The following is a 23,481-nucleotide window of genomic DNA, read 5'->3' on the forward strand; positions in this document are numbered from 1 at the left end:
GTGATGCGACCGATCGGAGTGTTCGCTGCCGCCGCGCTGGCTGCGGGGCTCATGGCCGGTTGCGCCAGTAGGGACCACGTGCCATCCATCGGTTATGCGACCGACGCCACAATTGTCACCTACAACGGGGGTAGCACACTAGGAGCCACGTCCGGGTCGGTCGCGGTGTTCTCCCGTGTGCTCACCGGGTTCTTCTACACCGGCCCAGACGGCCAGCAGGTCGCCGACACCGATGTCGGCACCGCCAAGGAAGTGCCCGGCGAGTCGCAGACCATTCAATACCGCCTGAACCCGGACGGCGTGTATTCCGACGGTGTACCGACCTCGTGTGACGATTTGGTGCTGACCTGGGCTGCCCGCAGCGGGCAGTTCACCGAACCCGGTGACGGCGGTCCGAATCCGCTCTTCGATGCCGCCAGTACCGATGGGTACGACGCTATCGAGCGGGTCGATTGCCAATCCGGTTCACGGGATGCGACCGTGGTTTTTCGACCTGGTCGACGCTATATGCCGTGGCGCAATCTGTTCGCTGCTGGGGAGATGATGCCCGCGCACGTCGCAGCGCGGGCGGCGGAGGTGCCCGACGTGGTGTCGGCCATTCAGGCTCGTGACCTGGACGCTGTCGGCAGACTTGCGCAGTTCTGGAATACGGGGTGGACCTTCCCGGCCGACGGCGCGGTGGACTTGTCCCGCTTCCCGTCGTCGGGGCCGTACCGGATCGAATCGTTCAGTGAGCAGGAAGGCTTGGTCCTGGTCGCCAACAGCCGCTGGTGGGGAAACAAGCCCGCGACGGGCCGTATCGTGGTGTGGCCCAAGACGACCGATCCGACCCGGAAGGTCGCCGACAACGCCGTCGCCGTGGTCGATATTGGGGCCGGTTCGGTGAAAAACCTCGACGTGTCGGGCTTTTCGGTGCACACCCTGCCCGGTCGCGGGGTCGAACAGGTGGTGTTGTCGACCAGTGGCGCGTTCGCCACGGCGCAGGCGCGTCGGGCGTTCGCATTGTGCGTGCCACGGCAGGCGCTGTTCGACGAACTCGGTACCGTGCCGGATCCGCCCGAGACGGGACTGGGATCGGGCTTGTCGAACGCGCATATCGTGCAACAGGATTCGCTGTTCTACCCGATGACCATCGGTGCGGCGAACGCATTCACCGGGGCAGATGCGGTGAATGCCGCGCAGGCGCTTGCAGCGTCGGGTGCATCGAACCTGACCGTTCGGATCGGCTACCTGGCTCCGGATGCTCGCCGCGCCCGGACCGTCGCGCTGATCGCCGATGCGTGTGCACCCGCGGGTATCACGGTGACCGACGCCGGCTCTGCCGATTTCACCCCTGACCAGCTCGGCGAGGGCGCTGTCGACGCCGTCTTGGGCAGCACGGCGTCGGCATCCGGTCCGGCTGGTTCGCTCGACGCAGCGGTCGCGATCACTGCGTTGCGTACCGGTAGCGGACTCAATTTCGGCGGATTCGGCAACGACCGTTACGATGCGATCACCGATCAGCTCGCGGTCGACGACAATTCGGCCGCGCAGCTGGGTCTGCTCACCGAGGCCGAGAACCTGTTGTGGGCGGAGTTGCCGAGCATCCCGCTGTTCGCTACACCGCGCATGATTGCTTTCGGCACGGGGCTGCGCAACGGGATAGCCGCCCCCACGCGGTTCGGGTCGGGCTGGAATATGGACCGGTGGGTGCTCGAGCGGTGACCGGCGGTGTGGGTGATGTGATCATGGAGAGGTGTCGATGGGTAAGCACGCGGCAATCGAGTCCGAGGATGTAGCTGTGGAGCGGACTGCCAGGGCTGCCGAAGCGGTGGAATTGTTGACCCGCTGGCAGGACGACTTCCCCACACCCGGAGTGCGGTTCGCGGATCTGACGCCCGTGTTCGCCGACGCCGAAGGTCTGCGCGCGGTGGTCGACTGTATGGCTGCGTGTGCACCCGATGCGGACTTGGTGGCCGGAGTCGACGCGCGTGGCTTCCTCCTCGGAGCCGGCGTCGCCGCGACCCTCGGCACCGGCGTACTCGCCGTCCGGAAGGCAGGAAAGTTGCCGCCTCCGGTGATCACCCGGGAATTCGATCTGGAATACGGTAGCGCTGCCTTGGAGATCCCTGCGCGGGGTATCGAGTTGCGCGGCCGCCGCGTGCTGCTGGTGGACGACGTCCTGGCTACCGGTGGCACCCTGGCAGCCGCTGCCGACCTGCTCGAGCAGGCAGGGGCCGAGGTCGTTGCTGCCGCGGTGGTGCTGGAACTCACCATCCTCGGTGGCCGCGCTCGGCAAAGAGCGTATCCGGTCACCTCGATCGTGCAGGTCTGACCGGAAGTCGCCTTTTCGCTCACCGGAGACCGTCTCTGCCGCCTCGCCCAGGCGTTGGTTGGTTTCGAAGACTGCCGCCGCTCGAGGACGCACAGCTCGTGTCGGCTGGGCGAACGGCCACGTTCCGACCGGACTAAAGTTGGTGGTTCGGGAGATTGCACCGGTCGGATACGGTGGTTCGACCGACGCACGGAGAGGTGGTGGCATGGCTCAACATCTGGGCGAGGCGCATGTCGAGCAATCGACATCGGGGGCCCCACAGGCGAACGGTGCCACGCCCGCCATCGAGGGCACACCGTCGAAGACCGCGGCACCCGCGGGGATGGCTGCCCGTGAGCCAGGAGCCTCAGCGGCCGTCCCGACCTCGGCCTCGCGGCGGGTGCGCGCGCGACTGGCCAGGCGGATGACCGGTCAGCGCGGCATTGCAGCGGTCAAGCCGGTGCTCGAGCCATTGGCCAGCGTGCACCGGGAGCTGTATCCGAAGGCGAACCTGAACCTGTTGCAGCGCGCTTTCGATGTTGCCGACGAACGACACAAACACCAGTTCCGAAAATCCGGTGACCCCTACATCACGCACCCGCTCGCCGTGGCCAATATCCTTGCCGAACTCGGCATGGATACCACCACCTTGGTGGCCGCGCTGCTGCACGACACCGTGGAAGACACCGGCTACAGCCTCGGGCAACTCACCCAGGATTTCGGCTCCGAGGTTGCTCACCTGGTCGACGGTGTGACCAAACTGGACAAGGTCAATTTGGGTGCGGCCGCCGAGGCGGAGACCATTCGTAAGATGATCATTGCGATGGCCCGGGATCCGCGGGTGCTGGTGATCAAGGTGGCCGACCGACTGCACAACATGCGCACCATGCGCTTCCTGCCACCAGAGAAGCAGGCCAAGAAAGCCAAGGAGACCCTGGAGGTCATCGCGCCGCTGGCCCATCGCCTCGGAATGGCGACAGTGAAGTGGGAGCTGGAGGATCTCGCGTTCGCAATCTTGCATCCGAAGAAGTACGACGAGATCGTTCGCTTGGTCGCCGACCGAGCCCCATCACGTGACACCTATCTGGCAAGGGTGCGTGCCGAGATCGTCAACACGCTGGCCGCCTCACGGATCGACGCGATCGTCGAAGGGCGCCCGAAGCACTATTGGTCGATCTATCAGAAAATGATTGTCAAAGGCAAGGACTTCGACGACATCCACGATCTGGTCGGCATCCGCATCCTCTGCGAAGCGGTGCGCGACTGCTATGCGGCAGTCGGTGTGGTGCACTCGCTGTGGCAACCGATGGCGGGTCGATTCAAGGACTACATTGCCCAGCCCCGCTACGGCGTCTACCAGTCACTGCATACCACAGTGGTCGGCCCGGACGGCAAGCCGCTGGAGGTGCAGATTCGCACGCAGGACATGCACCGAACCGCAGAGTTCGGCATCGCCGCTCACTGGCGCTACAAAGAGACCCGCGGTCGTCACCCCAACGACACTGCCGAAGTCGACGACATGGCGTGGATGCGTCAGCTGTTGGATTGGCAGCGTGAGGCCGCGGATCCGACAGAGTTTCTGGAGTCGTTGCGCTTCGACCTGAAGTCGCCGGAAATCTTCGTGTTCACCCCAAAGGGTGAGGTGATCACGCTGCCGCAGAAGTCGACACCGGTCGACTTCGCCTACGCTGTGCACACCGAGGTCGGGCACCGCTGCATCGGCGCCCGAGTGAACGGCCGGCTGGTCGCGTTGGAGCGACAATTGGAGAACGGCGAGGTCGTCGAGGTGTTCACCTCGAAGGCGCAGAACGCCGGTCCCAGCCGAGATTGGCAGAAGTTCGTGGTGTCGCCGAGGGCCAAGGCGAAGATTCGCCAGTGGTTCGCCAAGGAACGGCGCGAAGAAGCTCTGGAGAGTGGTAAGGAACAGATCTCCAAGGAGGTGCGCCGCGTCGGGTTGCCGTTGCAACGGTTGATGAGCGTCGATGCGATGACCGCGGTGGCACAGGAACTGCACTACAACGACATCTCCACGCTCTACACCGCGGTCGGCGAACACCAGGTGTCGGCACATCATGTGGTCCAGCGGCTGATGGCCCAACTCGGCGGTATCGGTGACGTGGAGAACGAACTGGCCGAGCGCTCCACGCCGTCGACGACACCGAACAAGCAGCGGGTGACCGGTGATGCGGGGGTGCTGATCCCTGGGGCCCCAGGCACTGTGGCCAAGCTGGCCAAATGCTGCACTCCGGTCCCCGGGGACGAGATTCTGGGCTTCGTGACTCGTGGCGGCGCGGTGAGCGTGCACCGCACGGACTGCACCAATGCCGACTCTTTGCGCGCACAGGCAGAACGAATCATCGAGGTCGCCTGGGCGCCCTCACCGTCGTCGGTGTTCCTGGTTGCGATTCAAATCGAGGCTCTGGATCGCACTCGGCTGCTGTCGGACGTGACCAAGGTGCTGGCCGACGAGAAGGTGAACATCCTGTCGGCCTCGGTCACCACGCACGGCGACCGGGTGGCGATCAGCAAATTCACATTCGAGATGGGCGACCCGAAACATCTCGGTCACTTGTTGAACGTGGTCCGTAATGTGGAGGGCGTCTATGACGTCTATCGTGTCACGTCTGCCGCCTGAGTCGTCGACGCCGTAATCCGCTGGATTGCTGCTGATTAGCGATAGGTGCAAGGGGCTTCGGACCGTTGGGGACCGAACAGGTTTGCCGCTCCGTGAGAATCATCGGAAACTTACCGAAGTGCCTCCCGGTGCGCGCCACGGGATGTGCAGTGCCGGGGGTTGTTTCACGAAAGTTTTTCGGCAATGCGGCGGGGATAGCTGGAATCTGTTACGGTCTATTGGGTTTCATGGCGTCGAGGTTGGTTTGCGGCATAATGATGTGATTGCGGATCGCTATGATTGGATACACGGCATTCTGCCCGGGGATGGTGAACGCATCCGCTGTGGCTGTGGCGACGGTCACACCCGCGGCCGCGGAGCCATCCAATCTCGTGGTACCCTCGGCGAACATTGTGATCACACCCTGTCCTGCGTTGCACGCCTTGGGAATTCGGACTACCGGTGAATCCGCGCCCGATGTCGTGGTCGATGGCATCGTGGCGGTCGTCGAGGTGATGCCGACTCCGGACAGACCCACACGTTCGGTCGCGACGCCGTCGAATCCGCCTACCGCCTCTGCAACGCTCCGCGCGGAGTTCGTCTCACCGACACCCGGAGTCCGTCCGGCTTCCCGGGCCTGGGTCGCGGACAGGTGCGCCGTCGCGCGCGTGACCGACGCCCTCGGCGGCGACACCGACCTGCGGATTGTCGGGCACCCTCATCCCATCGGATTCATCGTTCACACCTCCGGCGCGTCGCGCGCGTCGAGTTCGTCCGGTACGGGACAATTCCCGTTCGGGACAGGAGCCGATGGCGCCTCATCCGGCGGCGTGACATCGACTCCGCCCGCCGACCGACCCGGCCCACCCCTAGCTCACCCGTCCTCCACGAACTGATCGCCGAGAGGGTCCGACAATGCGATACCGCGTGCCCACCTCTGCGGGAAGGGGGGAATGTTGAAGTCGTACAAACAGCTTTCTCGGTGGTACGGCGCCTTGGAGCCGGAAGCTGCTTCCGAGCCAGCGGCTCCGCCGGGCGACACGGGTGCGGTCGTCGCCGATCGTGGTGATGTGGCTGCGCCGGGCGAGAATCGCCTTCTCGGCACTGTCGCACCGCCAGCGGCCACGCCGAGCCTTCCGGCGGATCTCTCCGCCCAGCGCAGCGAATTCAGCGGCGGATGGTCGGATTGGGTCGTCACCGGTCGCGCACCTGGGCCCGACGACGACGACGTCATACCAGCGCGAACCGGTGTGGCCCAGTTCCCATGGTCGGACGAGCCGGACTCGGCGGCCCGAAGTCGATCGGGACCGACCCTGTCGGCGCAGCACGACGTGGGTGAGCGCCGCGCTTCGCGTCGAGGGCGTGTATTCATTGTCGCGGTTACGGCGGTGGCGGCGCTCGTCGCGGTTTCGGTGTGCGCCGCGGTTGCGGTCCGTACGTTGGCTGGTCGTGCTGTCGAGGCCGAGAACATCTCCAGGCCGCTGTCGGCATCGATGCAGTTCACCGCCGGCACTGTGCAGGCGGGTGCTCACCCGCTCGTCGGCGGGGCACGCGCTTGCCCGACCGAGAACGGCGGCGATGTCGTGCGTAGCGCGGAAGCGGGCGGAACCGAATCCGGTCCGGACGCGGTGCTGCACTTCCAGTACGCGTATTACGTCGACCGTTCCGGTGAACGAGCACGGGCGGCTGTAGCGCCGGATGCGGCCGTCCAGCCTGCCCAGATCATCCAGCGCGGTATCGACGCAGTCCCGGTCGGGACGACGCATTGCGTGCGGATCGTGACGATCGACGAAGGCCGGTATTCGGTGGAGGTTACCGAATACCGACCCGGACGCACACCCGCCACCTACAACAAACAGATGGTCACCACCGCGGTGATCCACGGCCGCACCCTGATCACCGGTATCGCGGCACGGTAGGGAGAGCAGAGGTAGATGGGAGAGGACTGGAGTCGCTGGCTCGACGAGGCGCCGGTAGCGGGTGACTCGGTGAGCCAGTCGGTGCGTTCGGAGGCTCCGGTAGCTCGGTTGCGCGGCGACGACAATGGGTCCGGAGGGCAGCGTTCGATTCTGGTGGTCGGGGGATGCGGTGGTGCCGGCACCACCACCACGGTGCTGGGCATCGCGGGTGAGTTCGCCGGCGAGGGACGGCCGACGGTCGCGGTGGACGCGACGTCGGCGGGTAGTGATCTGGCGCTGCGCGGCGCGGACGAGCATCTACACCCGGTCAGCCTGCAGTCGTGGTTGTACGGGCGAGGCGACGACGAGCCCGCACCGCTGCGAGAGTGTCTGTCGCGCGCCACATCAGGGATCGGATTGCTGTGGCGCGATGCCGAGCCGTTGCGCAGGCGTGCGACGTATCTCACGGTCGCCCGTGCGGTGCGTGATGCCGGATACACCGCGGTCTACGATGGCGGACACCCGATCGCTGCGCGGCAACTGCTTCCTCTGCTCGCGGACGCGGATGTGGCTCTGGTCCTTGCCATTCCGGCACGTAACGACGCCGCCAACCGGTTGCGAGTTGCACTGGAATGGCTCGATGACCAGTTCGGAGACCCTGTCGACCGACGCGGCGGCGGCATTGTCGGGGAGGTCACCATTGTGGTCTCGCATCAGTATCCTGACCAGGACATTCGGGTAGCTGAACATTTGCGTGAACATCTGTCCGGCTGGGTCCGCGATATCGAGGAGATTCCGTACGACTCGCATCTGGCGCGCGGAGAGCTGGTGCGGCACGCATCGCTGGCTCCTGAGACGCGCCGGGCGTATAGGCGTCTGCTCACCGGGGTGGCATCATGACCGCCGCCATGATTTTTCCACGTCGACCCGATCCTCCGCCTGCCGGCGTGATCGCCCCTCCAGAGTCCCGGCGTGCCGCTATCTGGGGCCGTCCGGTGCCCGGTGTCGGTCGTGCACCCTTGGTGTGGCTGCTGGGCGTGCACGGCGGGGCAGGAGCCAGTACGCTCGCGCATGTGCTTGCGCCCGCGGCGGATTCGGGCCGCCGCTGGCCCGGCGTCTTCGACCGCGAAAGTCCGTTCGTCGTTCTCGTTGCGAGGGAGACCATCGCGGGTCTCTCCCATGCGCACGACCTTCTCCGCCAGCACCTTTCGGGATTTGCCGGGCCTTGCGACGTGCTCGGTCTGGTGACCGTCGCCGCACGACCCGGTCGGATGGCTCCCGAGATCCGGCGGTACCGCGACGTGGTCGCCTCGCTGGCCGGGCAGGTGTGGCAGGTGCCCTGGTACGAGGAGTGGACTCTGGTCGAACCGGAGCAGCTGCCGGTGTGGTCTCCGGGTGACCCACCGCCGCCCAAGAAACGCCGGCCCGACCTGTTGGAAGATGTGCCGCCCGGTATCCACGAACTCGGCGCCGCCATGGTCGTTGCCGCGCGGACGGCACTGGAGGAGACCACATTCGACCGCCCGAGACCGCAGCTCAGGAAGCCGACGGATCGATGAACGCCTGCAGCGCGTCGGCGACGACCACATCCGAATGCGAGAAAGGCACCCGATGAGCACGATTTTCCTCGCCGTACAAGACACCTACGGCAACGTACTCGCGCAAGTCGGAAATCCGACGCCCGAAGCTCCGCCCGGCTCGGAGAAGATCCTGCAACTGGTGCGGTATCTCACGTGGTTCGTTCTGCTGTCCGGTGTCTGCGGCATCATCTACGCCGGCGGCAAGTTCGCCTGGGAGAAGTGGACAGGCGGGGGACTCGAATCACCGAAGATGGTGGCGGGTGCGATGATCGGCGGTGTCGTAGCCACCAGCGCCGGCACCATCATGAATGCCGTCATCGGTACCTGATGTCCATGTCGAGTATCGAGCACAGGTCGATGGTCGAGGTGTTGGCCTACAAGCAGATCCCGGCCGAGGTCCTCGAGCCGCTGATGCAACTGCTGAACTGGCTGTTGTGGTTCGTACTGCTGGTGTGCCTGGCATGGATGATCGTATCCGCGGGCAAGCTGTGGCTGGCGTTTCGTAGCGATCTGGCCATGAACGACTCTTCGCACGGCGTGCTGATGAGCTTGCTGGGTGCGGCCGTGGCGAGTACCGCATCGGGGATCGCGCTGGCGTTCCTACCCGCGTGAACCACCGAAGCGAGACAGGAATGACGCGGCAATGATTTCGACGATCATGCGGGCGATGGACCGTCGGGACTCGGTCGATGCGCTGCCCGGCGACACAGCGAGATGGGAGGCACCGGCGTGAGCGACAAGGAATCGTATGCCCGCGAGCGCGTCTCCTTCGGTCTGGTGACGTCTGCGGCTGTACTGGTATCGATCATGGTGGTCGGCATCATTGTCTTCCTCGGCCGTGGAGACGAACGGATCGACGGCAGCCCCGCCGTTACCGAGGCCACGGGTGGCACCGGCTTCGCCGGTCCGGAGGTGGACATTCTCGGCCGACGGGTGGATATCCCGAACAACGCGGCCGGACAACCCTTGCCCCAAAATCCGGCCCTGCAACGCAAGCCGACCGACCCGGACTGGCTGACCGCCGCACCCGACGGCACAACCGAACCGTATGGCTGGCAGCGGGTCTACGGCGCTTCCGTCCCGTTCTCCACGTCCGATGGTCCGGTGCGCATCGAGGACAACCAGGCGGTGGGGTACGCCCACACGCCACAGGGCGCGGTGCTGGCGGCCGCGCAGATCGCCTACCGGCTCAACGCCCGGCCCGCGGACCGTGATCTGTACGTGCGTCAGGTGCGGGTGTCTGCCCAGCAGATCGCCGCATACGATCGGGCTCTGGTCGATGCCCGACTGCCCGAGCAACAGCCGGAGAAGGTGACCCGGTATTTCGTTGCCTCCGATGCGTTCAAGGTGGACGACTATGCCGACGATCTCGCGATCGTGCGCCTGGCCACCAGGGGGCCAGTGGTGGACGGCGCACAGTTGTGGGCGACGACACGCTTGGTCATGGTGTGGGAGGCCGGTGACTGGCGCTTGAAGCCGGCGACGTCCGGCAACGCGCGAACGGAGTATCTCGAGTCGCTGGCGGGGTGGACGACGTGGTGACCCGGTATTGCGGCCGCATGCCACTGGCCTCGCGCGGCGACCATGAGGTGGTGGGTGTCGCGAGCTCCGGTTCGCCCGACGCCGGCAGTTCCAGACAGCAGCACGGTCCCGAAATCCAGGTCGTCGACTGTGTGGCGACCAGGAAATGGGAAGCTCGCCGAGGTGACCGGAAGCAGGCGAGTCCAGATGGAGTTCGTGCGGAGTACCGAGGGGTGCAGACAATGGTGAGGCGGCTGATCACGATATTCGCGGTCATCTTCACGGTGATGATCGCGACCCCGACGGTGGCCTATGGCCAGACCTACGGTTTCGACGAGACCTGCAACGAGATCCACGACACCCTCGACAATATCGGGATCCCGGGTATCTCCCTGGGGGATGCCGCGTCTGCGGCCTGCAAAGCAGGCAATGCGGCCACGCATCCCGGTCAGGCTGCGACGGCGGTCAAGGACAAGGCATGGGACTCGACCTTCGGCAAGGTGGTCGACTCGTTGATGAGCGGGCTCGGCGAGGCCATCATCCTGGCATTGACCTTCTGGATGAAGGTGCCCAACGAAGTCGCCAGCGATTCGGGCTCGCTGTTCACCAAGATCAACGACTACACCTATCAGGTACAGATCTTGCTGTTGATCGCGTCGGTGATCATATCTGGTGCGCGCTTGGCCGAGGCCAGGCGCGGTGCTGTGATGAACGAGGCGGCCGAGTCGTTTCGCATGTTCACCCGAGTGGTTTTCAGTTCATGGATGCTCGGTGCGGTGATCGTGGCCGGAACGCAAGCATCGGATCGTTTCTCGGAGTGGATCATCAACGACTCCACCAACGGCAATGCCAAGGACCTCGCCGAGCTGATGGTGAAAACCAGTAAGTTGCAGGCATTTTCGCCGGGATTGGTCCTCATCATCGCGATCGTGGGTCTGCTCGGCGCGCTGGCGCAGATCGTGCTCGCGATCGTCCGTCAAGGACTGCTGGTGATCGCGGCCGGTGTACTTCCGCTGGCGGCAGCGTCCTCCGGTATGGACGTGGGCAAACAGTCCTATCAGAAGCTGATCGGCTGGATCATCGCGTTCATGCTGTGGAAACCGGTGGCGGCGATCGTATACATGATCGCGTTCACCACCGCGGGACATGTCGACGGGCTCACCGATACCAGTGGTCTGCCAGACGGTGAGCAGGCTCAGCGCATGCTGGTGGCGCTGGTGCTGCTGTGCAGTGTGGCGTTCGTGCTGCCAGCGCTCATGCGGTTGGTCACTCCCGCTGTCGCGATCGTCGGTAGCGGTGGTTCCGGTCTCACTGCTACCGGCGGAACTCTGCTCGCCGCGGCCGGTCTCGGCGCCATGGGCACCAAGGCCGTCGGCGTCAAGGGCGCGGCGGCGCCCGGTACCGCCGGCTACGTGAGCGGCAGTGGCACCGGTCCACGGCCGGGTGGCCCAGCAGGTGGTGGTGGTGCGCCCCGGCCGGCACCTCCACCCAGTGGCGGCGGCGGTGGCGGAGGTCAGGGCGGCGGCGCAGGTCCGCGAGCCTCCGAACCCTCGGGCGCGGCAGGAGTACCCTCCGGAGCAGCCAGGGCGGCCGGCCGTATCGGGGCGGCGCGTGCGGCGAGCGGCGGGTTGAACCGGGCCGACCAAGCCATGGGTGACGTCGCGGGTGATCGCTGGACCAACCGTGCACCCGACCTCGGGAGGAGCACGATTCCACGATGACTGTCACCGACGCCTACGAGCGGCGCTCGTATGGGCTCTGGCAGAAGCCGCGCAGCGCCGGACTGTTCGGTCTGCGTTGGGAGGAGACCGTTCTCGGCTTCGCGGTCGTGATCACTGCGCTGATCACGGCGATGGTCGGTGGTTTCCGGTGGGGAGTGATCGTCGGCGGCACGGGCGTCGTGGTCATGATTCCCCTCGTGTGGCGCACTGGAGGGCGTTCAGGCTACGAGACGGGATTGATGATGTTCAATTGGATGCGCTCGCGCAGCCGCGGCGAGCATGTTTATCGCGGAGGTCGATTCTCGCGTATCCCGGGCGGTGTCACCCGATTACCCGGACTACTTGCACCCTCGAAGCTCTATGAAGGCATCGATGCGGGCGGATACAGCTTCGGCATGATTCATCTTCCACAGTTCGCGCAGTACACCGTCGTGTTGCGCGCCTGGCCTCAGGGGCACGAGGCAGTGGATCAGCCCGTGATCGATCGGTGGGTTTCGGCGTGGGGCACCTTTCTGGCCTCGGTCGGGCAGACCAGCGACATCGTCGGGGTCGTCCCGGTCATCGATACTGTGCCGGAAACCGGAAATCGTTTGCTCACAGAGGTGGCCACGATCACGAAGTCGGAAGCACCCGAACTGGCCCAACAGGTGATGTACGAGCTGGCCACCGAACTGCCCCAGGAACGGGTTCAGCTGTTGCCACGGGTGGCGATCACATTCAAAGCCACCACTGCCGAACGCCGTAAGAACCCGGCCGAAGAAGCTGTCGAGATCGGCCGCCGCTTGCCTGGCATTTGCGCTGCGCTGGCGGAGGCGGGCGTTCGGGCGCAGCCGATGTCGGCCGACGAAGTGATCGCGTTCATCCGACGCAGCTATGACCCCGCGTCGCAGGCCGACCTCGAGGTCGCCGCCGGTGAACCTGCCGGCCACGGTCTGGACTGGGCAGACGCCGGGCCGGTGTCGCATGACGAGAAGTGGGATCACTTGGTGCACGATGGTGGCCGGTCGGTCACCTGGGAGATGGACGCCGCCCCCGAAGGCGCGGTCGACGAACGAGTCCTGCAGCGTTTGCTGGCGCCGAACCCGGAAGTCCCGCGCAAACGTATCGCGATCGTGTACCGTCCGCATTCGGCTGCCGACGCCGCGGAAATCGTCGACGACGATTTCAAGAATGCGTTGGTGGCGCAGCAGAGTGAGCGCGGGGTGGTGTCGGCGGCAGCGACGCTGCGGGTGGGTGCGACCCAGCAGGCTCGCGAGGAGCAAGCCCGGGGTCACGGTGTGACCCGCTTCGGAGCGTTGGTGACCATCACCGAACCGCTACGTGGTGACCTGCCGCGCATCGAAGCCATTACCCGCGACTTGTCGACTCAGGCGCGGTTGAAGATTCGGCGGTGCTACCGCTACCAGGCGGCCGCGTTTGCGGCGTCGCTCGGTTGCGGGGTGATTCTGCCGGAGCATGCCACTATTCCGAAGGCACTGGCGGGGTGAGCGATTCATGGCACGCGACCACGAACCGGCTGTACGGGAACGCGACGAGCGCACACGCCGCGCTCGCCCTGGACGATCCAGCGCCGAGAACAGAGTTCGCCGCTCGCGGCGACGGCGTCCCGGCCGGGAGTCGCCACCGATGAACGGCGACGACCGGCTGCGCCACTCCGGCTCCGAGGAGCATACCGGCCAGCGGCGCTCCGCGACGGCTGGCCGCACACCCTCGAAGCGGGATACCCGCACGCAGTCCGGCCCTCGGCTGCTCGACCATGCCACCCGCACAAAGCTCGAAGTGATCGCCCGAGAGGGCAGTGGCCTGCGCGCAGCGTGGGCACAGTTCCGAGTTCGCACCGACGACACCCGTCGTCGCAACTACGCCGCGCGAGCCGAGCGGACCGTTCAGGACGGTTTCGACCGCAGCACAGCGCAACTCACCGATCGCGGCTACGCAGGGCCGGGTGGTGGCCGGATGAACGTCGTAGGTCGGCCGGTCGAGTATCGCGCCACCACGGCTCAAGTTGCCGGATTGTGGCCGTGGTCGGTCGGCGCCGGCGCACCGTTGATCGGCACGCCTCTCGGATCACATCTGCATACCGGCTCGCCGGTCTGTTTCGACCCGATGAACTGGTTCATGCGCGGCAGCTTCATCACCGCCCCGAGCCTGTTCGTCCTCGGACTCAATGGTTTCGGAAAGTCGTCGCTGGTGCGTCGGATCGTGCTGGGCGGTATCGCACAGGGGATCACGCCCTTGATTCTGGCCGACGTCAAACCCGACTACCGCACGATGGTCGAGTTGGTCGGCGGCCAAGTGATCGATCTGGGATACGGGCACGGCAAGCTCAATCCGCTCGCGGCCGGTGTACTCGGTGCGGTCGTTCCTCGGTTGGAAGAGTTTCCCGAACTGCAGGTTCAAGTGTTGCAGGATTTGCGGGCCAGGCAGGTGACGCTGATCGCGGGGCTGGTCGAACTGGTGCGTGGCGACCGCGTCCGCGACTACGAGGAGACCCTGATCTCCACTGCGTTGCGCATCCTCTACAAACCGGGAAGTGGGTTCACCCCGGACAAGCCGCCCATCATGGAACATCTGCTGGAGGTGATCGTCGGTGGCGGTGAGGAATTGATGCTGGACGCAGGCGCCGATGAACCGGCAGCCTATCAGGAGGCCATCAAGGGTTTGCGCCGCTCGTTGCGCGCGCTCACCCGAGGCCCGTTCGGCGCAGTGTTCAACGGGCAGACCACGGTGGCGATAGATACCAGCGCGGTCGCGGTATGCATGGATGTTTCACACATCCCGACCGGCGACAAGAAACTCAAGGCAGCGGTGATGTTGGCGTGTTGGGCCGACGGGTTCGCCTCGGTCGAGGCCGCGCACGTTCTGGCCGATGCCGAGCTCGGTTCGCAGCGCTATTTCCAAGTGGTGATGGATGAGCTGTGGCAGGTGCTCGGGTTGGGCGACTTCATGGTCGATCGGGTCGATGAGCTCACTCGACTGCAGCGTGGCATCGCCACCGCCTTGATCATGATCAGCCATACCATCAAAGACTTGCAAGCACTTGGGTCGGACGCCGCCATCGCAAAGGCACTGGGGTTCCTCGAGCGGGCGCGTTCCAAGATTTTCGGCGCGCTTCCGGCCGAGGAGATCAAGCGGTTGGACAGCACTGTGCCGTTCACCTCGGCCGAAGAGGAGATGGTTACCGGATGGTCGGCGCCGCAAGCGTTGACCGGGGAGGCGCTCAAACCAGGACAACAGCGACCGTCTCCGCCCGGTACCGGAAAGTTCCTGTTGAAGATCGGCGAAGACCGCCGTCCTGGTATTCCGTTCCACATGGAATTCACCCAGTCGGAGAAGGAGAGCGGGATCCACGATACCAACCAGCGTTTCAGCAAGTTCACCGAATCAGCGGTGCGGGGAACGGATTCGCCTGGGAGTGCGGCGTGACTGCGCAGTCGAGGCGCGACGCGCAAGCGGACTATGACGCACTGGCCGGAGGGAGGTGCCGCGCGTGATGCCGCACCGGCCCTACCGTCGGGTCTCGCCCGAGGTTCGGCAGGCTGCCGTCGCCCAGGTCATCGCGCTCACCGGCAAGCTACGCAGCGAATCGGAGGCGTGCCGTGTGGTCGCCGAACAGATCGGCGTGCATACCAACTCGGTGCGCAACTGGGTCCGCGCAGCCGAAGGTCCTTGTGCAGAGCGCATGGACGCAACCGCGTTGCGGCGTAAGGTCGCACTGCTACAACAGCAGTTGGCGGCCGCAGCCGAGATGAACCGGACATTGGCCGACACGCTCAACGAAGCCCGGCACCGGACGTGATCCTCGCCCGGGCGCAGTGCGCGGCCAGGGTGCGACGGCGATGAACAGCAAAACTGTCCTGTGGACCGCGCTCGGTACGGTGCTCGCACTCGTGACGCTCGTGCTGGTGATCGTCCTGCCCGTCGTGGACGACGCATGCGAAGACGGGCCGACACTCGGTTCGCAGTCGCTGCCACCACCGTGGGGCGGCGATCGCAGGGATGGACTGGGCTCGGCGGGTACGGCTCCCAGTGACGCCACGAGTCCGGAATCGCCCGAGAGCTCGGGGCTGACCCCGCACAATCCGATCACGACCCAACCGCCGGTACTGGCCGCGGAAGTCGGACCGCTGCGTCGTGTGCTGCCGTTGGCCATCGACACGTTCACGCTGTCGGACGTCTTCGGCTCGCGGGATGGCAGGCATCGGGGCATCGACATGGCCGCAGCCGACGGCACTCCCATCTTCTCGGTGTCCGACGGGCGTGTGGTGGCTGCCGGGGCAGCATCGGGTTTCGGCAATTGGATCGTCATCGATTCGGTGGATGCCAACGGCCGGTCGTATTCTGCAGTTTACGGGCACATGTGGGCTTCCGGTGTGATGGTCCGAGCCGGGGACGTCGTCGTTGCGGGCCAGCACATCGGTGCGGTCGGGTCGGCTGGCGAATCGAGTGGACCACATTTGCATTTCGAGGTCGTCCCCGGTGGGCGCTTCACCGGCGGACGCCACATCGACCCGCTGCCGTGGCTGGATGGCGCTCCTACCCCGGACGTGGGTGGAGCACGCGCCTTCTCCGGCGACCCGCGGTGCAGCCGCGGTTTCGGTACTGCCGGGGGCGCCCTTGCTATGGGATCGGTGCCAGCGGAACTGGAAATCTGGTACCGCCGTGCGGGTTCGATCTGCCCGCAGATCACACCGTCGTTGCTGGCCGCCCAAGGTAAACAGGAATCGGATTTCCGGCGTGGTGCGACCTCACCGGCCGGCGCGCAGGGGCTGGCCCAATTCTTGCCGGGCACCGCGGCGAGTATCGATCCGACCGACGGCCAACCCTACGTGATCGACGCCGACGGCAATGGCGTAGCCAGTGTGTGGGACGACGGCGACGCAATCATCGGCCAGGGACGGTATATGTGCGCCCTCGCGCAGAAGATCCAGGGATGGTTGTCGGACGGCAGGGTGCGCGGCGATCTCCTCGCGCTGACGTTGGCCGCGTACAACGCGGGCGAGGGTGCGGTCCTTCGGTCGGGTGGGCTGCCGAATCAGCTGGCAGCGCACTATATCGAGACCCGGCCGTACGTGCAGAATATTCTGGCGATGGAGGCGCGATACCGCGCGCCCGGCTCGTTCGGCCGCTTCACACCCGGTTCGGGCTCGATCGGTGCACAGATCGTGGAGGCCGCGCGCGACTGGCTCGGCGCGCCCTACGTGTGGGGTGGCGGGGGGCCACAAGGAGCCAGCGGGGGCGGTGTGGATGGACCGGGGCTCACCTCGGCGGCGGTATTCGCCGCTTCGTCCGCGACGGTGATGTTGCCGCGCACAGCCGAACAGCAGTGGGAGGCTGGGGTAGAGGTGTCGATGAGCGCGGTTCGACCGGGCGATTTGGTGTTCAGTTCGTTCGGGGCGCGTGGGCCGACACTGGTGGGCATCTATGTCGGAAGCGGTCGAATGATTCAGTCGGTTCCGGGCTCGGACCCGCGATCGGCAGGAGGCGTCGGAGAAGTGCCGGTACCCGGAGACGCGCGAGCGAGGAGGGTGTTGTGAGCATGCCTGGGGTGGACCCCGCAGCGGCGAGACCGCCACAATGCCGCGGTGTCCGGCTAGCCTGGAATCACACAGCGAACGTGCGGGTGAGTCTGGGGGTGATTCTGGTGCTGGGCCTCGCGATGCTGAGTGTGGGGTGTGGTCGGGATGACCTCGTGGACAAGGGATCCGAGGGAGATCGAGCCACGGTGACGACTCGGTTGCTCGAGGACGTCCCCGCTCCGGACCCGGGGACGCCCGACGGTGTAGCGGTCGCGGCGTTGCAGCAGATCTACAGCTGGCGACCCGCCGTCGAGAGCCGAGGCGCTTCGTTGGTGCGAGCACGGAACTTTCTCGGTCCCAGTTTGCTTCGCCTGCTCGAGGCACCGCCGGCCGAGGTGGACCTACCGAAGCCGAGCTTACAGTGGGCGGATTGGGCGGAGGAAGGAGCGCGTGTGGAGGCGTTCACCTTCGCTTCGGGCGAGAAAGCGCCGAACCCGACCGACCCGAACGTACGGCAGTTCAAGATCGGGATAGAGCAGACCGTCGTCCATCCGAATGGGCGCAGGCAACCGTTACCACCGGCCACGGTGATCGCGACGGTCGTGCGCACGCCGGATGGCTGGCGGCTGGACGCATTCCGCTGACCACCGGCTCATCCTTCGTGACGGCTGACTCAGGAGGCACACATGGCGAAGAAGAAAAAGGTCGCTGATCCGGCCGTACCCACACCCGATGTCGGTCTGTATCTGATCTACGCCGGGTTCGTGGTCCTCGGAACATTGTGGCTTGCACTGCATCTGGGAAATATGCTCGCGGGCAGTCCACAGAATGTTCCGGTGAATCCGATTGCCATCGCGGCAGATCTGGCCAGGGGACGGTTACAGTGGCCGGGTGCGGCCACGGCAATCGTCGTGCTGGTCATCATGAGTGCGGTCGGCTACTTCGTGATCCGCGCGCATCTACACAAGCGTGCGAGTGCGGGCCAGCTTCCGGTCGACGCCAAGGCCGATGTGATGGGTTCCGGCGCCGCGATCTCGATGCTCACCGAGTCCGGCGTTCGGGAGAAGGCCCGGCAGCTCGGCGTGCAGCTCGGCTACGAGGACGTTCCCGGTGTGCCGATCGGCGTCGGGGTGGCCGATGGGGTGATGCTCTACGGCTCGTACGAGGATTTGCACCTCGATATCTGGGGTCCACGACAAGGCAAGTCGACCTCCCGGGTGATCCCGGCCATACTGACCGCGATCGGGCCGGTGCTGACCACGTCGAACAAGCGAGATGTCGTGGATGCGACCCGTGACGTCCGAGAAGCCAAGGGAAGTCCCACCTACGTCTTCGACCCGCAGGGGGTGGCCGGTGAAGAGCCGACCTGGTTCTGGGATCCACTGTCCTGGGTGGATGCCAAGCGCGAAGGGTGTGAGATGCGCGCGGCGCGCTTGGCGGGACATTTCGCCGACAGCGATGACGGGCGCGATACCAAGACCGACGCGTTCTTCGATCCCGAAGCCGAGGATCTGCTGGCCGGGCTGTTTCTCGCCGCTGCTGTCGGTGACGGCAACGGCAGTCGCCAGATCGTGCAGGTCTGGGAATGGGTGACCAACCCACAGGACACCGAGCCGATCGAGTTGTTGCGTGCCGCTCGGCACCACTACACGGCCTCCGGCCTGTCCTCGCAATACAACACCGACCCGCGCACACGCAGCGGCATCTTCGGCACCGCCAAGAAGATGATTCGTTGCCTGAAACTGTCGAACGTCCATCCGTGGATCACCAAAGACGGTGGTGGTCGGGAGTTCGACGAACTGGCGTTCTTGGAGCGCAACGGCACGTTGTACAGCCTGTCGCTGGAAGGTCGGGGGTCGGCTGCCCCGTTGGTGAGCGCGCTCACCGAGGCGGTGATCGACGTCGCGATGCGCAAGGCGTCGCGCTCGGCCGGCGGCCGGCTGGCGATTCCGATGCTGGCGGTGCTCGACGAGGCCGCGAACGTGGTGCGCTGGAAGGATCTGCCCAAGCAGTACAGTCATTTCGGCTCACGCGGAATCGTCGTCATGACAGTCCTGCAGTCGTGGGCCCAGGGCGCGCGTTGCTGGGGCGACAGCGGGATGAATGCCTTGTGGTCGGCAGCGAACATCAAAGTGCTCGGCAGCGGTGTGGACGACACTCATTTCTTGCAGGAACGCTCGGATGTGCTCGGTGACTACGACGTGATCTCTCAGTCGGTCTCCGAATCCAAGGGCGGTAACAAGAGCTATTCACGGTCGCTGAGTTCATCGAAAACCTTCACGGTCAACGGCCTGGCCACACTGCCACGCGGCCGGGCCATCGTGTTTCCCTCGGGTGCGCCGCCGGTGTTGGTTCGTACCGTGCCGTGGTGGGAGGGCGAATACGCTACTGAAGTGAAGAAGTCCATCTCGCAGCATGATCCGCAGCGCAAGACGGAGATCACCGACCTGCTCGGTGCGCCGTCACTCGAGAAGTCCACGTTGTCGCTCAAGAAGTTTCCGCCACCGGACCAGGGACATATCGAGGAGGTTCGGCCGCTGTGACCGAGCAACAGCAACAGCCGATGATTCACGCGACCGTGGTGGAGTTCGTGGAGAACCACCTCAGCCGGATCTATCGGCGCCAGGTCACCGATCTCAGCGACACGGTGTGGTGCCCCGAGTGGTGGCGGCACGGCGAGGCGGTCATGCGGCTGGAAGCGCTCTGGCGTGCGTGGGAGCACTATCGGTTGGATGCCCGAACCGGGATGAGTGTCTGGTTCCTCGAACACGCGGACCCGCATATGTCGAAGTTGTTCGACCCCAGGGGGCCGTTCAAGTATTGCAGCGTTCGCAATGGCCACAAGGACATGATCAGCCCACTGCCGACGAAGTCGCCACAACACGGCATGTTCGACGACCCTACAGTCGGCCACTTCCGGACAGAGTCCGCGTAGGCACTCCTGGACAGAGTCCGTGTAGCGAATTCCCGGACACAGTGCGCGCGGCGACCGGTGTCACTGTCTCTGTGCCGCCGAAACGTCCGCGAAAATATTCCGCGGACGTTGTCCAGGGCTACCTGGTGCGTTCCAGGCCGGGTGAGTCTTGTTCCCGGCCTCTGGTCACCGTCGGCGCCTGCTCCGGCCGTGTGCGAACGGCATCACTCGGTGGCCGTGCCTGCCCGATTTCGGCAAGCATCCGCACCGCAACCAGCTCCGGTGGGACGCCCGCCTTGGTGAGATGCGCTGCAATCGCGTTGCGGCGTTCGGCGGAGTCGTAGAGCAACGCCGGCTTGGCCTCGGCGGCATTGGCCGCGACCCGCGCAGCTTCTGCCTGCGCGGAGAAGCGGTCCTTGTCCAGGGAAACCCCTTTCTGGGCGATCGGTTGGTCGATCAACCGGGCCAATTCGCTATTGCGGGGATCCTTGGCCTTCGCATCGCGGGCCTCACGGACCTGCATCTCCCGAGCCTCTTTGACGCGTGCCTCGGTAACCTTGACCAGCGCCTCGGCCTCCTTCTGACCACGTTCTCGGGTCCGTAGGGCGACGAGCGTCGCAAGCTGCAACATTGTCCTGAGTATGGCCGCGGTTTCCCGGCCGATATCGTCCAGCTCCTCGGACATGACTGCTCCCCGATGTCGCAGTGATCACTATGGAAAATTGTGGTGCTCGGCCGCGCGACACGCCGTCACAGCCATCCCGGGCGAACGACGATCCTCCGTGGAATGTCGCCGGTGACCACGGCCACCGATTCCCGCCGCAGTGCCGTCATGGCTGCTCGCGCCGGGCCGGCCACGCCACAGGAACGTCGCGGTTCGAGATTACCCGACAATCGTCGGCACAATGGGGCGAGCGCGCCGCTCATACGGAAAACAGGCATTCATCCTGGCGGCTCAGCGGTCGACGAGCACCGATTGGATGGTGACCGGCTGGTTGGGTCGGCCGTCGCCGGGTTGTGCAGAGTTGTCTTGGCCCAGCTGGGCGATTGTGTCCAAGGTGGCGAGGCTGTTCTCGTCGACCGTGCCGAAAATCGTGTACTGCGGTGGCAGTTGGGAATCGGCGTACATGATGAAGAACTGGCTGCCGTTGGTGCCGGGCCCAGCATTTGCCATCGCCAAGACGCCGCGCTTGTACAGATTCGATGGCTGCATGGCTGCCGGGTCGCCGGGTGCGTATCGATCGGTGGGGTACTCGTTGCCGAAGACGTAGCCAGGTCCGCCTGTTCCGGTCCCGGTGGGATCACCGCACTGCAGCACCTTGAGGGTCTCGCTCGCTGTCATCCGATGGCAGTCGGTGCCGTCGAAGTAGTTCTGCGCGGCCAGACTGATGAAGTTGTTCACGGTGCACGGCGATTCGGCATTGTTCAACGTCAGCCCGAGCGGGCCCCGATTGGTCTCCATGCTGACGCTGACCGTCGCGTTTATGCCGGTGGTCGGGATGCCGTCGGCCTGCGGTTTGGTGACCGGACGGGCGGGGGGAGCTCCGCCGTCGTCGTAGCTGCACGCGGCGGTGGCGTCATCGTCGTCCACGACGGAGGCGTTGTCTATCGCCGTGGAGGCGCCGTCGTCTATCGCCGTGGAGGCGCCGTCGTCTATCGCCGTGGATGCGCTGTCCTGCCCGCGTGTGAGCGCGAAGACGGTCGCGGCAGCGGCGACCACTGCGACGACACCGAGTACCGATCCGGCGATCGTGAGTTGCTTGCGTCTGCGTGCCCGCTCCGCCCGCCTGGCGAGCTGACGTTCCAGCTTGCGTTTGGCTGCCGCTCGCCGCTGTTCATTGCTCGGCACTACCACATTCCTCCCATAGTCGACTGTGTCGGGATACGAGTGTGCCATTTCTTCCTGAGACTGCCCCGGATCCTCGCTGAGAACTCGTTCGCACAACCGGTTGGACTTCTCGGGCCGTGGTGGTGGAAACTGGAGCATCGTGACCAAGACCAGCAGCTTTTCTGCCCCGAAGGGGGTGCCGGACTACCTGCCACCCGGCTCGGCCGAGTTCGTCGCGGTACGCGAGGGCTTGCTCCGTGCGGCTCGATTGGCTGGGTACGGGCATATCGAGCTGCCGATTTTCGAAGATACGAACCTGTTCGCTCGTGGAGTCGGTGAGTCGACCGACGTCGTCACCAAGGAGATGTATACCTTCCCGGATCGCGGTGATCGCAGTGTCACATTGCGCCCGGAGGGGACCGCGGGAGTGATGCGCGCAGTGATCGAGCATGGTCTCGATCGGGGGCAGCTGCCGGTGAAGTTGAGCTACGCGGGTCCATTCTTTCGTTACGAGCGGCCGCAGGCCGGTCGGTACCGGCAACTGCAGCAGGTCGGAATAGAGGCGATCGGTGTCGATGATCCGGCCCTGGATGCCGAAGTGATTGCTGTTGCCGATGCCGGATTCCGCGGTCTCGGGCTGGACGAATTCCGGCTCGAGATCACCTCGTTGGGTGACGAAACATGCCGACCACAGTATCGGGAGCTGCTGCAGGAGTACTTGTTCGAGCTTCCACTGGACGAGGAAACCAAACGACGCGCCCGACTCAATCCGTTGCGCGTCCTGGACGACAAGCGCCCCGAGGTCCGCACCCTGACCGCGGACGCCCCGGTTATGATCGATCACCTCTCCGAGTCGGCCAAGGCGCACTTCGACCAGGTACTCGCCCACTTGGGCGCACTCGGTGTGCCGTATGTTGTGAACCCCCGCATGGTGCGTGGACTGGACTACTACACCAAGACCACCTTCGAATTCGTCCACGATGGTCTCGGTGCGCAGTCGGGAATAGGTGGCGGGGGGAGGTACGACGGCCTGATGGCCGAGCTCGGTGGCCAGCCGTTGTCCGGGATCGGCTTCGGTCTCGGTGTCGACCGTACGATGTTGGCCTTGGCAGCCGAAGGGAAGTCGGCGGGCCATTCGGCGCGATGCGAGGTGTTCGGGGTGCCGCTCGGCGAGCCGGCCAAGCAGCGGCTGGTTGTGCTGGCCGCACAACTGCGAGCGGCCGGCGTCGCGGTGGATCTCGCCTACGGCGGCCGTGGTGTGAAGGGTGCGATGAAGGCCGCGGACCGGTCCGGGGCGGCGCTCGCGGTCGTGCTCGGCGATCGAGACCTGGCGCGCAACACCCTCGGCCTCAAGAATTTGGCAACCGGTGAGCAACGCGAGATTCCACTGTCCGAGGCAGTCGGGGTGATCCGGGAGGCGCTCGCCCACCAACGCGTGGCACGATGAGCGGCTTCGGTCGTGACGGCTGGTCTGGCGCAATCGGGAATTGCCACGTAGTCGGAAAGCCGGTGGGCGGCATCGAGCGAGCAAGGTCGACCGGGCGCAACCTCTTCACGATTCGAGACTGTTCTGCACGAGTCGAGACCGTATCG

Annotated in this window: 21 protein-coding genes; 18 read left to right on the plus strand and 3 right to left on the minus strand. The window is 65.3% G+C overall.

The window, feature by feature from the left end; all coding sequences use genetic code 11:
- The first annotated feature begins 3 nt into the window (after window positions 1-3).
- The 3 genes from K940_RS0105140 (at window position 4) to K940_RS0105150 (ending at window position 4,928) form a co-directional block, all read left to right on the plus strand.
- Entirely contained in the window at window positions 4-1,704 is a 1,701-nt protein-coding gene (locus K940_RS0105140) for an ABC transporter substrate-binding protein (RefSeq protein ID WP_231390250.1), read from the plus strand.
- Between the two features lie 37 nt (window positions 1,705-1,741).
- Complete coding sequence (locus K940_RS0105145) at window positions 1,742-2,314, plus strand: adenine phosphoribosyltransferase (RefSeq protein WP_028476656.1); 573 nt, start codon at window positions 1,742-1,744, stop codon at window positions 2,312-2,314.
- A 322-nt stretch (window positions 2,315-2,636) separates the two neighbouring features.
- Window positions 2,637-4,928, plus strand: coding sequence for a RelA/SpoT family protein (locus K940_RS0105150; RefSeq protein WP_231390263.1), 2,292 nt, complete (start codon window positions 2,637-2,639; stop codon window positions 4,926-4,928).
- A gap of 208 nt (window positions 4,929-5,136) precedes the next feature.
- Here the strand turns inward: K940_RS0105150 and K940_RS27005 are convergent, their stop codons facing one another.
- Window positions 5,137-5,601, minus strand: coding sequence for a hypothetical protein (locus K940_RS27005; protein ID WP_036527574.1), 465 nt, complete (start codon window positions 5,599-5,601; stop codon window positions 5,137-5,139).
- Between the two features lie 259 nt (window positions 5,602-5,860).
- Here K940_RS27005 and K940_RS0105160 point away from each other — a divergent pair, with 259 nt between their 5' ends.
- The 14 genes from K940_RS0105160 (at window position 5,861) to K940_RS27015 (ending at window position 20,081) form a co-directional block, all read left to right on the plus strand.
- Complete coding sequence (locus K940_RS0105160; protein WP_028476658.1) at window positions 5,861-6,826, plus strand: hypothetical protein; 966 nt, start codon at window positions 5,861-5,863, stop codon at window positions 6,824-6,826.
- A gap of 15 nt (window positions 6,827-6,841) precedes the next feature.
- Entirely contained in the window at window positions 6,842-7,705 is an 864-nt protein-coding gene (locus K940_RS0105165) for a hypothetical protein (protein ID WP_028476659.1), read from the plus strand.
- Window positions 7,702-8,364 (plus strand): DUF6668 family protein, encoded by a 663-nt coding sequence (locus tag K940_RS27010; RefSeq protein ID WP_051406893.1) that lies wholly within the window; start codon window positions 7,702-7,704, stop codon window positions 8,362-8,364. Before K940_RS0105165 ends, K940_RS27010 begins: the two co-directional genes overlap by 4 nt.
- A gap of 52 nt (window positions 8,365-8,416) precedes the next feature.
- Window positions 8,417-8,713, plus strand: a complete 297-nt coding sequence (locus K940_RS0105175; protein ID WP_028476660.1) for a hypothetical protein — start codon at window positions 8,417-8,419, stop codon at window positions 8,711-8,713.
- Window positions 8,714-8,718: 5 nt separating this feature from the next.
- On the plus strand, window positions 8,719-8,997 hold the full coding sequence (locus K940_RS0105180; RefSeq protein ID WP_155980751.1) for a hypothetical protein: 279 nt from the start codon (window positions 8,719-8,721) through the stop codon (window positions 8,995-8,997).
- Window positions 8,998-9,114: 117 nt separating this feature from the next.
- Window positions 9,115-9,927 (plus strand): hypothetical protein, encoded by an 813-nt coding sequence (locus K940_RS0105190; RefSeq protein WP_028476662.1) that lies wholly within the window; start codon window positions 9,115-9,117, stop codon window positions 9,925-9,927.
- A 221-nt stretch (window positions 9,928-10,148) separates the two neighbouring features.
- Window positions 10,149-11,627, plus strand: coding sequence for a hypothetical protein (locus tag K940_RS0105195; RefSeq protein WP_036527641.1), 1,479 nt, complete (start codon window positions 10,149-10,151; stop codon window positions 11,625-11,627).
- Complete coding sequence (locus K940_RS0105200) at window positions 11,624-13,114, plus strand: SCO6880 family protein (RefSeq protein ID WP_028476664.1); 1,491 nt, start codon at window positions 11,624-11,626, stop codon at window positions 13,112-13,114. The genes K940_RS0105195 and K940_RS0105200 overlap by 4 nt, the downstream gene beginning before the upstream one ends.
- Window positions 13,115-13,121: 7 nt before the next feature.
- On the plus strand, window positions 13,122-15,053 hold the full coding sequence (locus K940_RS0105205; protein WP_028476665.1) for a hypothetical protein: 1,932 nt from the start codon (window positions 13,122-13,124) through the stop codon (window positions 15,051-15,053).
- Window positions 15,054-15,120: 67 nt separating this feature from the next.
- Window positions 15,121-15,426 (plus strand): transposase, encoded by a 306-nt coding sequence (locus tag K940_RS0105210; protein ID WP_231390264.1) that lies wholly within the window; start codon window positions 15,121-15,123, stop codon window positions 15,424-15,426.
- A gap of 40 nt (window positions 15,427-15,466) precedes the next feature.
- Window positions 15,467-17,164: a peptidoglycan DD-metalloendopeptidase family protein gene (locus K940_RS0105215; RefSeq protein WP_028476667.1), complete on the plus strand. Its 1,698-nt coding sequence runs from the start codon at window positions 15,467-15,469 to the stop codon at window positions 17,162-17,164.
- 80 nt (window positions 17,165-17,244) lie between these two features.
- Entirely contained in the window at window positions 17,245-17,790 is a 546-nt protein-coding gene (locus K940_RS0105220) for a hypothetical protein (protein WP_231390251.1), read from the plus strand.
- Between the two features lie 42 nt (window positions 17,791-17,832).
- Window positions 17,833-19,689: a type IV secretory system conjugative DNA transfer family protein gene (locus K940_RS0105225; protein WP_028476669.1), complete on the plus strand. Its 1,857-nt coding sequence runs from the start codon at window positions 17,833-17,835 to the stop codon at window positions 19,687-19,689.
- A complete protein-coding gene (locus K940_RS27015) occupies window positions 19,686-20,081 on the plus strand; it encodes a DUF4913 domain-containing protein (protein ID WP_231390252.1) in 396 nt (131 codons plus the stop codon). The genes K940_RS0105225 and K940_RS27015 overlap by 4 nt, the downstream gene beginning before the upstream one ends.
- 118 nt (window positions 20,082-20,199) lie before the next feature.
- On the opposite strand, the gene K940_RS0105235 is transcribed toward K940_RS27015, so the two are convergent.
- Together K940_RS0105235 and K940_RS0105245 are read right to left on the minus strand one after the other, a co-directional pair.
- Complete coding sequence (locus K940_RS0105235) at window positions 20,200-20,745, minus strand: hypothetical protein (RefSeq protein ID WP_028476670.1); 546 nt, start codon at window positions 20,743-20,745, stop codon at window positions 20,200-20,202.
- Between the two features lie 270 nt (window positions 20,746-21,015).
- Window positions 21,016-21,909, minus strand: a complete 894-nt coding sequence (locus K940_RS0105245) for a peptidylprolyl isomerase (protein WP_028476671.1) — start codon at window positions 21,907-21,909, stop codon at window positions 21,016-21,018.
- A gap of 139 nt (window positions 21,910-22,048) precedes the next feature.
- Here K940_RS0105245 and hisS point away from each other — a divergent pair, with 139 nt between their 5' ends.
- Window positions 22,049-23,335: a histidine--tRNA ligase gene (gene hisS, locus K940_RS0105250; protein ID WP_028476672.1), complete on the plus strand. Its 1,287-nt coding sequence runs from the start codon at window positions 22,049-22,051 to the stop codon at window positions 23,333-23,335.
- The last annotated feature ends 146 nt before the right edge of the window (window positions 23,336-23,481 follow it).

The organism is Nocardia sp. CNY236, from assembly GCF_000482385.1.
GTDB lineage: Bacteria > Actinomycetota > Actinomycetes > Mycobacteriales > Mycobacteriaceae > Nocardia.